The sequence below is a fragment of the Kitasatospora sp. NPDC001132 genome (assembly GCF_053598415.1).
In genome coordinates this window covers 12644-24637 of the sequence record NZ_JBSFKF010000003.1, presented here as the reverse complement: position 1 = coordinate 24637, position 11994 = coordinate 12644, and the positions used below count along the sequence as shown (strand labels likewise).

The window sequence follows — 11994 nt, the reverse complement described above, 5'->3', positions numbered from 1 at the left end:
CGGCCCTTCAGCCATGGTGGTCGTCGGATTCAACCCGGATGACGCCCGCCGCGTGCGCGGGAGCCAGCCGTCGGATGAAGTCCTGGCTGGCCGCGAATATTTCCGCCGCGTCGTGGTCCAGCGTCGCGACGTGGAAGCTGCGTTGGCACAGCCGCTCCGCCACGTCCGTCGAGGATATCCGGGCCAGCACCAGTTCGGAGTTGGCCGGCGAGACGACGTGGTCCTGCGGGCTGTGGAAGAGCAGCACCGGCTGGGTCACCTCCGGCAGCAGCCCCTGGACCTCCCGCCACAGCCGGCTCAGCGACCAGGCGGCGTGCAGCGGGGTGCGGTCGTAGCCGACCTCGGCCGCGCCCGCCCGGGCGATGTCGCCCGCGACCCCGCGCAGGCTGGGGACCAGGTGGCGCAGCACCGGCAGCAGCACACTCGCGGGGGTGTCCGAGCGCACCGACGGGTTGACCAGCACCAGGCCGGAGACGGTCGGCCCGTGCAGCGCCGCGAGCCGCAGCGCCAGCCCGCCGCCCATCGACAGCGCGCAGACGAAGACCTGCTCGCACTCCTCGGCGAGCGCCAGCAGCTCGCGCTCGACCTCCGCGTACCAGTCCTCCCAGCGGGTGACCTGCATGTCCTGCCAGCGGGTCCCGTGCCCGGGCAGCAGCGGCAGCGAGACCGTGTGGCCGGCCGCCGCCAGGTCCTCGGCCCACGGCCGCAGCGACTGCGGTGACCCGGTGAAGCCGTGGCAGAGCAGTACTCCCACCGGTCCGCCACGGTGGCGGAACGGCTCGGCACCGGGCAGCAACGGCATGGCGGACTCCTTCGCGGGCGGGTGGCGCTGGGGGAGGGACGCTGGAGGGGAGGTGCTGCGGACCCGCATCGTCCCACGCGCCGCGCCGGGTCGTACACCCCCTACGGGCGGGCCCGGGCACCGGCCCCCGGCGGGGCCGGGCGCGGCGGACGGCCGCGGGGCATTAGGATCGACCGGTCCGCATAACAGGAGGCCCGGGTTGTTCTACCGACTGATGAAGATGATCGTCGCGCCATTGCTTCGGATCTTCTTCCGGCCCTGGATCGAGGGCGAGGAGAACATCCCCGCCGAGGGTGCGGCGATCATCGCGAGCAACCACCTGTCCTTCTCGGACTCGTTCTTCTTCCCCGCGCTGATCAGGCGTCGGGTCACCTTCATCGCGAAGGCCGAGTACTTCAACACCCCGGGCCTCAAGGGCCGGCTGACCGCCGCGTTCTTCAAGGGCGTCGGCCAGCTGCCGGTGGACCGCTCGGGCGTGCGCGGCGCCGGTGAGGCCGCGATCCGCAGCGCCATCGCCGTGCTGGACCGCGGCGAGCTGTTCGGCGTCTACCCGGAGGGCACCCGTTCGCCCGACGGCAAGCTGTACCGCGGCAAGGTCGGCGGTCTGGCCCGCGTCGCGCTGGCCACCGGCGCCCCGGTGATCCCGGTCGCCATGATCGACACCGAGAAGGTGCAGCCGCCCGGCCAGGTCGTTCCCAACTTCGGTATCCGTCCCGGCATCCGGATCGGCCGCCCGCTGGACTTCTCCCGCTACCACGGCATGGAGAACGACCGCTTCATCCTCCGTTCGGTGACGGACGAGGTGATGTACGAGATCATGCGGCTGTCCGGCCAGGAGTATGTGGACATCTACGCGACCGCCGCCAAGCGGCAGATCTCCGAGGAGAAGAAGAAGGCCGACGCCGAGCGCCGGGCCGCCGCCAAGGCGGAGAAGGCGGAGGCCGCCGAGGCCGAGAAGGCGGAGAAGGCCGAGAAGGCCGCCGAGGCGGGCAGCTCGGAGAAGCCGCAGTAACCGGAGCAGGCGCCCGGGTGGCCGCGCGGCCACCCGGACGGGCCCAGGGGAGGGGCGGGGACGGATGACGGACGACGGCGGCAGAGCCGGCGCGGTCGGCGGCACGGTGGCGGCCGGCGGGATGTCCGTCGAGCTCCCGCTGTGGCGGGCGATCTCCTACTTCCGGGTGCTGGCCCTGTGCTACGCGCTGCTGCGGTACTTCAACTCGTACCTGCACTTCCTGCACCCGGTGGCCGGCTGGATATTCCTCGGCGCGCTGACCCTGTGGACCCTGGCCAGCACCCGGGCCTTCGGCAACCCGCAGCGCTGCACCTGGTACGTCCTGGGCACCGACCTCACCCTCGCCGTCACCGGCATCGTGATGAGCGGGATGACCGACTCCCCGGCCAGGATCAGCCACGGCGCGCCCACCCTGCCGACCATCTGGGCGGCCGGCACGGTGCTCGGCTTCGCCGCCAAGGGCGGCTGGCGCCCGGCGGCGGCCTCGGGCTCGGTGATCGGCGTCGCCAACATCCTCGGCCACGGCGGTCCGACCGGCGACAACATCCACAACATCGTGCTGCTGATGGTGGCCGGCTGCGCGATCGGCTACGTGATCGAGCTGGCCCGGGCCAGCGAGGCCACCCTCACCCGGGCGCTCCAGGTCGAGGCGGCCACCCGGGAGCGCGAGCGGCTCTCCCGGGACATCCACGACGGCGTGCTCCAGGTGCTCGCCCTGGTCCAGCGCCGCGCCACGGAGCCGGGCGGCGGACCGGGCCCCGGCTCGGGCCTCGCCGAGCTCGGCCGGCTGGCGGGCGAACAGGAGCGCGCGCTGCGGGCCCTGATGACGGGCGGTCCGCTGCCGGCCCAGCGCTCGCCGCTGGCCGACGCCGCCGGGCCGGCGGACCCGGACGCGCCGTGCGACCTCACCGCGCTGCTGCGCCCGTACGCGGACGAGCGGATCACCCTCTCCGCCCCCGGCACCCCGGTGCTGCTGCCCGGCCGGGCGGCGGGCGAGCTCGCGGCGGCGGTCGGCGCCGCCGTCGACAACGTGCGCAAGCACGCGGGGGAGCGGGCGCGGGCCTGGATCCTGGTCGAGGACGAGCCGGAGGCCGTCACGGTCGGCATCCGGGACGACGGCCCCGGATACGCCCCCGGGCGGCTCGGCGAGGCGGAGCGGGCCGGCCGGCTCGGCGTCTCCCAGTCCATCCGCGGCCGGCTGCTGGACCTCGGCGGCACGGCCGAGCTGTACTCGGCGCCCGGGGAGGGCGTCGAGGTCGAACTGCGCGTCCCGAGGAAGGCCATTCAATGACCGACCAGCCGATGACCGATCAGCCGACCGCCGACCGGCCGGTGCGGGTGATGGTGGTGGACGACCACCCGATGTGGCGGGACGCCGTCTCGCGCGACCTCGCCGAGGCCGGGCTGGACGTGGTGGCCACCGCGGGCGACGGCGAGGAGGCCGTCCGCCGGGCCCGCGCCTGCACGCCGCAGGTGGTCGTGCTGGACCTCAACCTGCCCGGCCTGCCCGGCGCCGAGGTGTGCCGCCAGGTGGTCGCGCACGACCCGGCGGTCCGGGTGCTGGTGCTGTCGGCGAGCGGCGAGCACCAGGACGTGCTGGAGGCGGTGAAGTCCGGCGCGACCGGCTACCTGGTGAAGTCGGCCGGGCGGGAGGAGCTGTTGGACGCGGTGCGCCGTACGGCCGTCGGCGACGCGGTGTTCACCCCGGGCCTGGCCGGCCTGGTGCTCGGCGAGTTCCGCCGGCTGGCGGCCGAGCCGGCCCCGGCCTCGGCGCCGGCCGCCCCGCAGCTGACCGCCCGGGAGACGGAGGTGCTGCGGCTGGTGGCCAAGGGGCTGTCCTACAGGCAGATCGCCGACCGGCTGGTGCTGTCGCACCGGACGGTGCAGAACCACGTGCAGAACACGCTCGGGAAGCTGCAGCTGCACAACCGGGTGGAGCTGGTCCGGTACGCCATCGAGCAGGGCCTGGACGACGAGATCTGAGGACCGGCCGAAGGGTGGCCGGGGCGCCTGGCCCGGGCGTGACCGGGGGATCCGCCCCCGGCCAGGCCCGTCGGCTCAGCGCAGCGCGGCCGTCGCCTCGCGCAGCAGGCCCGCCACGATGTCGACGCCGTCGCGGGTGAGCACCGACTCCGGGTGGAACTGCAGCCCCGCGAAGCCGTGCCCGCGCAGCGCGTGCACGTCGCCGGTGAGGGCGTCCCGGGAGACCTCGACGCCCTCGGCGGCGAGCCGCGCCGCGTCGGCCTCCGAGCAGCGCGCGGTGAAGGTGTTGTAGAAGCCGACCGTGCGCTTGCTGCCGAACAGGTCGATGCGCTCCTGCGCCCCCTGGTACGGGACGGCCTTGCGGCCCAGCGCGAGCCCGAGCTCGGCGGCCAGCAGCTGGTGGCTCAGGCAGACCGCGAGCAGCGGCGCGGTGCGGGCGCCGGAGCGGACGGCGGCCAGCGCGTCCGCGACGATCGGTCGCAGCACCGCCATCTTGGGGTCGTCCGCGAGCGCCGGGTCGCCCGGGCCGGGGCCGAGCACCAGCGCGCCCCGGTGCGCCGCGACCCGCTCGCGCAGCCCCGGCTCGTCGTACCGGGCCACGGTCACCCGGTGGCCGAGCGAGCCGAGCAGGTGGGAGAGCATCGAGGTGAAGGTGTCCTCGCCGTCCACGACCAGGGTCGGCTCGGCCTCGGTGACCTCGGCCGGCTGCTGCATCCGCAGCCAGAACGGCGCGAGGTCGGCCCGGCGGGCGTCCAGGGCGGCCTGCACCCGGTGGTCGTCGGCGAGCCGGGGCCCGGCCGGGTGGGGGAGCCGGGCGGGCGCGGGCCGGGCGCCGATCGCGGTGAGCACCCCGGCGGCCTTGGCGTGGGTCTCGGCGACCTCGGACTCCGGGACGGAGTGGCGGACCAGGGTGGCGCCGACCCGGACGACCAGCCGGCCGGTGGCCGGGTCGATGTCGGCGGTGCGGATGCAGATCGGCGAGTCCAGCAGCTGCCCGCCGCTGGCGGAGCGGCCGATCAGGGCGAGCGCGCCGGAGTAGTAGCCGCGCCCGGTGGGCTCGTAGCGCCTGATCACGCGGGTGGCGTTCTCGACCGGGCTGCCCGTGACGGTCGCGGCGAACATCGTCTCGCGGAGCACCTCGCGGACGTCCATCGAGGTGCGCCCGCGCAGCTCGTACTCGGTGTGGGCGAGGTGGGCCATCTCCTTGAGCCGGGGCCCGAGCACCTGGCCGCCGAGATCGCCGACCGTGCACATCATCTTGAGCTCCTCGTCCACGACCATGGTGAGCTCCTCCAGCTCCTTGGGGTCGTGCAGGAAGCGGAGCAGCGAGTCGAGGTCGGAGCCGCCGGTGGGATAGCGGTAGGTGCCGGAGATCGGGTTCATCACGACGGTGCCGCCGCTCTGCCGGACGTGCACCTCGGGGGACGCGCCGACCAGCACCCGTCCGCCGGTGTGCACCAGGAAGGTCCAGTACGCGCCGCGCTCCTGCTCCAGCAGCCGGCGGAAGAGCGTCAGCGCGAGTTCGGGCCCGAAGTCCTCCAGCGTCGCGTGGAAGTCGCGCCGGATCACGAAGTTGGCGCCCTCGCCGTTGCCGATCTCGTCGCGGATCACCCGGCGGACGATCGACGCGTACGCGTCGTCGTCCACGTCGAACCCGCCACCGGCAAGTGAGACCGGCAAGTTCGGTAGGGCGTGGGTGAATTCGGCCAACGGGAGGGTGTGCTGCTCGGTCACCGAGAGGGCCTGCAGCGGGGTGCCGTCGTCGTGCGCCTCGAAGCCGCGCTCGCGGATCTGGCGGTACGGGACGAGCGCGAGCAGGTCGTGCACCGGGCCGCCGCCGGCCGGCGCGCCGCTGCGTACGGGCAGGTCGGCGAGGCGCTCGTAGCTGTCGACGGTGCCGACCAGCACCTCGACGGTGTCCGGGCTGAGCCGGGGGGTGCGGCGGTGCAGCAGGGCGAACGCGGGGGCGTCGGGGCCGGTGAGGCGGGAGAGCAGATCGACGGCGGTGGTCACGGGAACGGCATCCTTCCGGGTGGACTGGCTGAGAGGCGGTGCAAGGTCCGCTCCCGGAGGGCCGTCTGCTCAGACGCCGACGGCCGCCCCGAGGGGCGGCCGTCGTGTTCGTCTAGGAACGCGTCGTCTGTGGGCCACCCTTGGGGGAGGCCCACCACCAGGAGTGGGTGTGGGGCGCGTGCATGGTTCGAGACTAGCGGATACGCCGGGACGGGTGAGGGGGATCACGCGTTTGTCCGAGATGTGTCTCATCCTTCGGGCAATAGTCACAAGTCACTCCTGTCACCCCGTAGCCTTGCGGTGTGACCGCTACGACTGACACTCCGAGGACTGCCCACTCCTGGCAGTCCCTGCCCGCGGCGCAGCAGCCTGAATGGCCGGACCAAGAGGCTCTGCGCAAGACCCTTGCCGAGCTCGCCTCGTATCCGCCGCTCGTCTTCGCCGGCGAGTGCGACCAGCTGCGCGCCCGGCTCGGAGCTGTGGCGCGCGGGGAGGCCTTCCTCCTCCAGGGCGGTGACTGCGCCGAGGCCTTCGACGGTGTCTCGGCGGAGCACATCCGCAACAAGCTGAAGACCCTGCTGCAGATGGCCGCCGTGCTGACGTACGCGGCCTCGGTGCCGGTGGTGAAGGTCGGCCGCATCGCCGGCCAGTACTCCAAGCCGCGCTCCAAGTCGACCGAGACCCGCGACGGCGTGACCCTGCCGGTCTACCGCGGCGACTCGGTGAACGGCTTCGAGTTCACCCCCGAGTCCCGCATCCCGGACCCGGAGCGCCTGAAGCGGATGTACAACGCGTCCGCCGCGACGCTCAACCTGGTGCGCGCGTTCACCACCGGTGGTTACGCGGACCTGCGCCAGGTGCACGCCTGGAACCAGGACTTCGTCCGCAACTCGCCGGCCGGCCAGCGCTACGAGCAGCTCGCCCGGGAGATCGACAACGCCCTGGCGTTCATGAGCGCCTGTGGCGTGGAGCCGGAGGAGTTCAAGGCGGTCGAGTTCTTCTCCTCGCACGAGGCGCTGGTCCTCGACTACGAGACCGCGCTGACCCGCGTGGACTCGCGCACCGGCGAGCTGTACGACGTCTCCGGCCACATGGTGTGGATCGGCGAGCGCACCCGGCAGCTGGACCACGCGCACATCGAGTTCGCCTCCAAGATCCGCAACCCGATCGGCGTCAAGCTCGGCCCGACCACCTCGGTGGACGACGCGCTCGCCCTGATCGAGAAGCTGGACCCGGAGCGCGAGCCCGGCCGTCTGACCTTCATCACCCGGATGGGTGCGGGCAAGATCCGCGACCACCTGCCCACCCTGGTGGAGAAGGTCACCGCCTCCGGCGCCAAGCCGGTGTGGATCTGCGACCCGATGCACGGCAACACCTTCGAGGCCTCCAGCGGGCACAAGACCCGCCGCTTCGACGACGTCCTGGACGAGGTCAAGGGCTTCTTCGAGGTGCACCGGGCGCTCGGCACCCACCCGGGCGGCATCCACGTGGAGCTGACCGGCGACGACGTCACCGAGTGCGTAGGCGGCGGCGACGAGGTCATGGTGGACGACCTGCACCAGCGCTACGAGACGGCCTGCGACCCGCGCCTCAACCGCAGCCAGTCGCTGGATCTGGCGTTCCTGGTGGCGGAGATGTACCGCGGCCAGTAGGCCCGGCGCCCGTCCGATGTGACGAAGGCCCCTCCGGAATCGGTGTCCCCGTGCCCGGAGGGGCTTTTTCGTACCGGTTTCTCCAGGTAAGGTAAGCCTCAGTGAACTAAGGCAGACCTTAGTCAAGATCCACTCCGCTTCACCCCCGGGAGACACCGCGATGTACGTGTGCATGTGCCATGCGGTCACCGAGGACCAGGTGAAGAAGGCGATCGACGGTGGTGCCGGCACCCCGCGCCAGATCGCGAAGGACTGCCGGGCCGGCACCGACTGCGGGTCCTGCGTGCGCCGCATCCAGGCGCTGCTCGGCGAGCACGGCGCCCGCCCCTGCCCGACCGCCAGGCTGGCCGCGAAGCTCGGCCTCGCGGACCCGGAGGTCCCGGCGGCGGGGCCGACCGTGCCGGCGCCGGCCCCGGGGATCGCCCCGGTGGTCCCGCTGCGGGCGGCCTGAGCCCGGGGTCGTGCGCCTCAGGACTCCGGCTGCTCGATGACCTGGGCGATGTAGAGCGCCTCGCCGAGCTTCTCCAGCAGCTCCAGCTGGGTGTCGAGGTAGTCGATGTGGTGCTCCTCGTCGGCCAGGATGTCCTCGAAGATGTTCGCCGAGGTGACGTCGTTCTTGGCCCGCATCACCACGATCCCGCGCTTGAGCCGGTCGATCGCCTCGACCTCGACCTGGCGGTCCGCCTCGAACATCTCCTTGACCGTCTGGCCGATCCGGACGTGGAACAGTCGCTGGTAGTTGGGCAGCCCCTCCAGGAACAGGATCCGGTCGGTGAGCGTCTCGGCGTGCTTCATCTCGTCGAAGGACTCGTGCCGGGTGTACTTGGCGAGCTTCGTCCAGCCGAAGTTCTCCTGCATCTTGGCGTGCAGGAAGTACTGGTTGATCGCGGTCAGCTCGGCGGTGAGCTGCTCGTTGAGGAACTCGATGACCTCGGGATCGCCCTGCATGGTGATGCCTCCTGCGCTCGTGCTGCCGGTGTGCTGCGCATCCTGGCACCGCTTTGGGAGGAAATTCCAGTAAGTTCACACTCACTAGGACATGTGTCGGAATATCCGATTCATGCCGAAACGTGCTGGTGGGCGGGCGACCGCCGGTCCGTACGGTCGGGGGCGCGAATCAGCGCGAAGGGGCGTGCGCCGAGGCCTGTCCGCCGTCTGTCACCATGGATCCATGGGTCAGTCGAAACACGAACCGCTTCCGCCGTCTGACCCGAGGCTCCCCCCGGGACAGCGCGCGCAGCGCGGCTGGCCCGCCCTGCACTACGGGCCGGTGCCCCGCTTCAAGCCGCTGACCTGGGACCTCCAGGTGTTCGGAGCCACCGCCTCGGCGGAGAAGCACAGCTGGGACTTCGACGCCTTCAACGCCCTGCCGCGCACCACCGTCGTCGGGGACCTGCACTGCGTGACCAGGTTCTCGGTGCTCGGCAACGAGTGGACGGGCGTGTCGGCCGCCGCCGTGCTCGACCTGGTGCCGCCCGCTCCCGGCGTCACCCACGTCATGGTCTGGGCCGAGTACGGCTACAGCGCCAACCTGCGGCTGGCCGACTTCGCGGACCCGGACACCCTGCTCGCCACCCACCGCAACGGCGAGGCGCTCACCGCCGAACACGGCTTCCCGGTCCGGCTGGTGGTGCCCCGGCTGTACGCCTGGAAGGGCCCCAAGTGGGTGCGCGCGGTGGAGTACATGCGGGCCGACCGGCGCGGCTTCTGGGAGGAGCGCGGCTACCACAACCTCGCCGACCCCTGGCGGGAGCAGCGCTACTCCTACCAGGAGGAGCCCGGCGACGGGCCGCTGCGCTGACCCCGTCCGGCTCTCGGACTCAGAACAGCGAGAACTTGACCGTCACCGTGCTGCGCTGCGGGCGCCGCTCGCCCGCGGCCGGGCTCTGGCCGGACGACGTGACCGCGCCGAACACGTCCCAGCCGCTGGTCTGCATGCTGAAGCCCGCCGCCTGGAGCGCCTTCTGCGCCTCGTCCTTGCTCATCCCGGTGACGTTCGGGACCGGCACCATGCCCTTGCTGACCACCAGCGAGACCGCGGAGTTCTCCTGCAGCAGCTGCCCGGCCGCCGGCGAGCTGCTGATCACCGAGCCCTCGGGCACCGTGTCGTCGTAGGTCTCGGTCACGGTGCCCCTGGTCAGCTGGGCGCCGGTCAGCGTCGAGGCGGCGTCGGCGGCGCTCCTCCCGGCGAGGTCCGGCACCGCGATCCGCTTGGGGCCCTTGGACAGGGTGACGGTGACGCTGTCGCTCTTGCGGGTGCGCGCGCCCACCCCGGGGTCGGTGGAGATCACCTGCCCGGACGGGACGGACTCGCTGAACACCTCGACGAACTTCCCGTGCAGGCCCTCCCTGTCCAGGACCCGCTGCGCCTCGGCCCGGTCCTTGCCGAGCACGCCCGGCACCGAACCGTACAGCCCCTCGGAGATCCCGTAGGTGGCGCCGCCGATCGCCAGTGCCAGGGCGACCGCCGCGGCCGTCCAGATCAGCGGCCCGCGGGGCAGACGGCGGCGCGGCCGCCCCGGCCGGCGCCGGTGCACCGGGGTCGGCTCGTCGTACGGGCGCGGCTCGGCGAGCAACTCGTCCATCAGCTCCGGCGGCATGTCCAGCACGCTGGTGCGCTCCGTCGGCGGCTCGTCGGCGGGCCGCGGCAGCGGCTGGATCACCGAGGTCGGCTCGTTGGTCGGGTAGCGCGGGCTGGGCCGGGTGGAGGCCGGCGGCTCGGCGTCCAGCTCGGCCGGGGTGAGGGTGCGGCGGACCCGCTGGACGGCGGCGAGCAGCTCGACCGCGTCGTACGGACGGGCGTCGGCGGACCGGGCGCAGGCGCCGGCCACGATCGCGTCCAGCTCGGGGCCCACGGCGGGGGCGACCAGCGACGGGGCCGGGACGTCCTCGTGCAGGTGCTTGTACATGACCTGGACGGGGTTGTCGCCGGTGTGCGGGCGGTGGCCGGTGAGCATCTCGTACAGCAGGATGCCGGCCGCGTAGACGTCCACCCGCTGGTCGGTGGGGGTGTCCGGGAGGATCTGCTCGGGAGCCAGGTAGGAGACGGTGCCCAGGACGGTGCCGCCGGTGGCGGTGGTGGTCGAGGTGGGCGCGCCGTCGGCGGTGCCGAGCACCCGGACCAGACCGAAGTCGGCGACCTTGACCAGGCCGCCCTCGGTGATCAGCACGTTCTCGGGCTTGACGTCGCGGTGGACCAGCCCGGCCCTGTGGGCAGCGCCGAGTGCGGCCAGCACCGGCTCCAGCACGTCCAGCGCGGCCCGGACGGACAGCGCGCCGCGGTCGCGCAGCAGGTCGCGCAGGGTGCGGCCGGGCACGTACTCCATGGCGAGGAAGACGTGGCCGCCGTCCGCGCCCTGGTCGAAGACGTTGACCACGTTGGGGTGGGTGAGCTTGGCGACCGCCTTGGCCTCGCGGATGAAGCGGGCGGTGAAGCCCTCGTCCCCGGCCAGCGAGGGGTGCATCACCTTGAGCGCGACCACCCGGTCCAGGCGGGTGTCGGTGCCCCGGTAGACGGTGGACATCCCGCCGGTCGCGATGCGCTGCTCGACCCGGTACCGGTTGTCGAGCAGGCTGCCGATCAGGGGGTCGTGCAGTGCCATGTCCACCCGGTGAGTCTAGTGCCGCCGGGCGGAGCCGGGCCCGGAGGACACCGCCTCCGGGCCCGGCTGTGCCCTGCTTGTGACACGGCTTCGCGCCGCGGGGGCCGGTGCCGTGGGCGTGCCGGGCGCTCAGAACGCGGGGCGCTCGCGGGTGTCCAGGTCGGCCCGGCCGGCCATCGCGGAGGAGGCCTCGGCGTGGAAGCGGCGCGGGATGCGGCCGGCCCGGTGGGCGAGCCGGCCCGCCTCGGCGGCGTGCCGCATCGCCTCGGCCATCAGCACCGGGTCCTGAGCCCTGGTCACCGCGGAGGCGAGCATCACCGCGGCGCAGCCCAGCTCCATCGCCAGTGCCACGTCGGAGGCGGTGCCGGCGCCCGCGTCCAGGATCACCGGGACGCCGGCGCCCTCCACGATCAGCTGGAAGTTGTGCGGGTTGCGGATGCCCAGGCCCGAGCCGATCGGCGAGCCCAGCGGCATGATGGCCGCGCAGCCGACGTCCTCCAGCTTGCGCGCCAGCACCGGGTCGTCATTGGTGTACGGCAGGACGGTGAAGCCGTCGTCGACGAGCGTCTCGGCGGCGTCCAGCAGCTCGATCGGGTCGGGCAGCAGGGTGCGCTCGTCGGCGATCACCTCCAGCTTGACCCAGTCGGTGCCGAGCGCCTCGCGGGCCAGTCGCGCGGTCAGCACGGCCTCGCCGGCGGTGAAGCAGCCGGCTGTGTTGGGCAGCACCCGGACGCCGTTGCGGGTCAGCACGTCCAGTACGGAGCCCTGGGTGCCGGCGTCGACCCGGCGCATCGCGACGGTGGTCAGCTCGGTGCCGGAGGCGAGCAGCGCGCGCTCCAGGACCTCCAGGCTGGGGGCGCCGCCGGTGCCCATGATCAGCCGGGAGGAGAAGGACGTCCCGGCGATGGTGAGAAGGTCGTCGGCCATGGT

11 protein-coding genes are annotated in these 11994 nt (G+C 72.9%); 6 read left to right on the top strand and 5 right to left on the bottom strand.

The features are described from left to right. Window positions 1–7: 7 nt before the first annotated feature. The gene (locus tag ACWDBE_RS04515) at window positions 8–802 is read right to left on the bottom strand and encodes an alpha/beta hydrolase (RefSeq protein WP_449790729.1); all 795 of its coding nucleotides are present in this window, start codon (window positions 800–802) and stop codon (window positions 8–10) included. A gap of 199 nt (window positions 803–1001) precedes the next feature. Between ACWDBE_RS04515 and ACWDBE_RS04510 the strand changes: the two genes are divergently transcribed. The 3 genes from ACWDBE_RS04510 (at window position 1002) to ACWDBE_RS04500 (ending at window position 3797) form a co-directional block, all read left to right on the top strand. Further along, window positions 1002–1814, top strand: a complete 813-nt coding sequence (locus ACWDBE_RS04510) for a lysophospholipid acyltransferase family protein (RefSeq protein ID WP_449807193.1) — start codon at window positions 1002–1004, stop codon at window positions 1812–1814. Between the two features lie 64 nt (window positions 1815–1878). Beyond that, a complete protein-coding gene (gene macS, locus ACWDBE_RS04505) occupies window positions 1879–3105 on the top strand; it encodes a MacS family sensor histidine kinase (protein ID WP_449790727.1) in 1227 nt (408 codons plus the stop codon). Further along, window positions 3102–3797: a response regulator gene (locus ACWDBE_RS04500; protein WP_392869375.1), complete on the top strand. Its 696-nt coding sequence runs from the start codon at window positions 3102–3104 to the stop codon at window positions 3795–3797. Before macS ends, ACWDBE_RS04500 begins: the two co-directional genes overlap by 4 nt. Window positions 3798–3872: 75 nt before the next feature. Here ACWDBE_RS04500 and ACWDBE_RS04495 read toward each other — a convergent pair whose 3' ends face one another. Next, window positions 3873–5810 (bottom strand): anthranilate synthase family protein, encoded by a 1938-nt coding sequence (locus ACWDBE_RS04495; RefSeq protein ID WP_449790726.1) that lies wholly within the window; start codon window positions 5808–5810, stop codon window positions 3873–3875. A 302-nt stretch (window positions 5811–6112) separates the two neighbouring features. On the opposite strand from ACWDBE_RS04495, the gene ACWDBE_RS04490 reads away from it, so the two are divergent. Next, window positions 6113–7462: a class II 3-deoxy-7-phosphoheptulonate synthase gene (locus ACWDBE_RS04490; RefSeq protein WP_449790725.1), complete on the top strand. Its 1350-nt coding sequence runs from the start codon at window positions 6113–6115 to the stop codon at window positions 7460–7462. A gap of 160 nt (window positions 7463–7622) precedes the next feature. Further along, entirely contained in the window at window positions 7623–7913 is a 291-nt protein-coding gene (locus ACWDBE_RS04485) for a (2Fe-2S)-binding protein (RefSeq protein ID WP_449790724.1), read from the top strand. Window positions 7914–7930: 17 nt separating this feature from the next. On the opposite strand, the gene bfr is transcribed toward ACWDBE_RS04485, so the two are convergent. After that, the gene (bfr, locus tag ACWDBE_RS04480; protein WP_402405344.1) at window positions 7931–8410 is read right to left on the bottom strand and encodes a bacterioferritin; all 480 of its coding nucleotides are present in this window, start codon (window positions 8408–8410) and stop codon (window positions 7931–7933) included. 223 nt (window positions 8411–8633) lie between these two features. Between bfr and ACWDBE_RS04475 the strand changes: the two genes are divergently transcribed. Continuing rightward, window positions 8634–9263 carry a sulfite oxidase-like oxidoreductase gene (locus tag ACWDBE_RS04475; protein ID WP_449790723.1) on the top strand — a complete coding sequence of 210 codons (630 nt, stop codon included), beginning with the start codon at window positions 8634–8636 and terminating at the stop codon, window positions 9261–9263. A gap of 19 nt (window positions 9264–9282) precedes the next feature. Here ACWDBE_RS04475 and pknB read toward each other — a convergent pair whose 3' ends face one another. Together pknB and ACWDBE_RS04465 are read right to left on the bottom strand one after the other, a co-directional pair. Beyond that, on the bottom strand, window positions 9283–11064 hold the full coding sequence (gene pknB, locus ACWDBE_RS04470) for a Stk1 family PASTA domain-containing Ser/Thr kinase (protein ID WP_449807415.1): 1782 nt from the start codon (window positions 11062–11064) through the stop codon (window positions 9283–9285). A 129-nt stretch (window positions 11065–11193) separates the two neighbouring features. Continuing rightward, entirely contained in the window at window positions 11194–11991 is a 798-nt protein-coding gene (locus ACWDBE_RS04465; protein WP_449790722.1) for a thiazole synthase, read from the bottom strand. Window positions 11992–11994 lie beyond the last annotated feature (3 nt).

Coding starts and splice junctions, on each gene's coding strand:
- ACWDBE_RS04515 (WP_449790729.1), bottom strand. CDS start 802: ATGCCGTTGCTGCCCGGTGCCGAGCCGTTCCGCCACCGTGGCGGACCG.
- macS (WP_449790727.1), top strand. CDS start 1,879: ATGACGGACGACGGCGGCAGAGCCGGCGCGGTCGGCGGCACGGTGGCG.
- ACWDBE_RS04500 (WP_392869375.1), top strand. CDS start 3,102: ATGACCGACCAGCCGATGACCGATCAGCCGACCGCCGACCGGCCGGTG.
- ACWDBE_RS04485 (WP_449790724.1), top strand. CDS start 7,623: ATGTACGTGTGCATGTGCCATGCGGTCACCGAGGACCAGGTGAAGAAG.
- bfr (WP_402405344.1), bottom strand. CDS start 8,410: ATGCAGGGCGATCCCGAGGTCATCGAGTTCCTCAACGAGCAGCTCACC.
- ACWDBE_RS04475 (WP_449790723.1), top strand. CDS start 8,634: ATGGGTCAGTCGAAACACGAACCGCTTCCGCCGTCTGACCCGAGGCTC.
- pknB (WP_449807415.1), bottom strand. CDS start 11,064: ATGGCACTGCACGACCCCCTGATCGGCAGCCTGCTCGACAACCGGTAC.
- ACWDBE_RS04465 (WP_449790722.1), bottom strand. CDS start 11,991: ATGGCCGACGACCTTCTCACCATCGCCGGGACGTCCTTCTCCTCCCGG.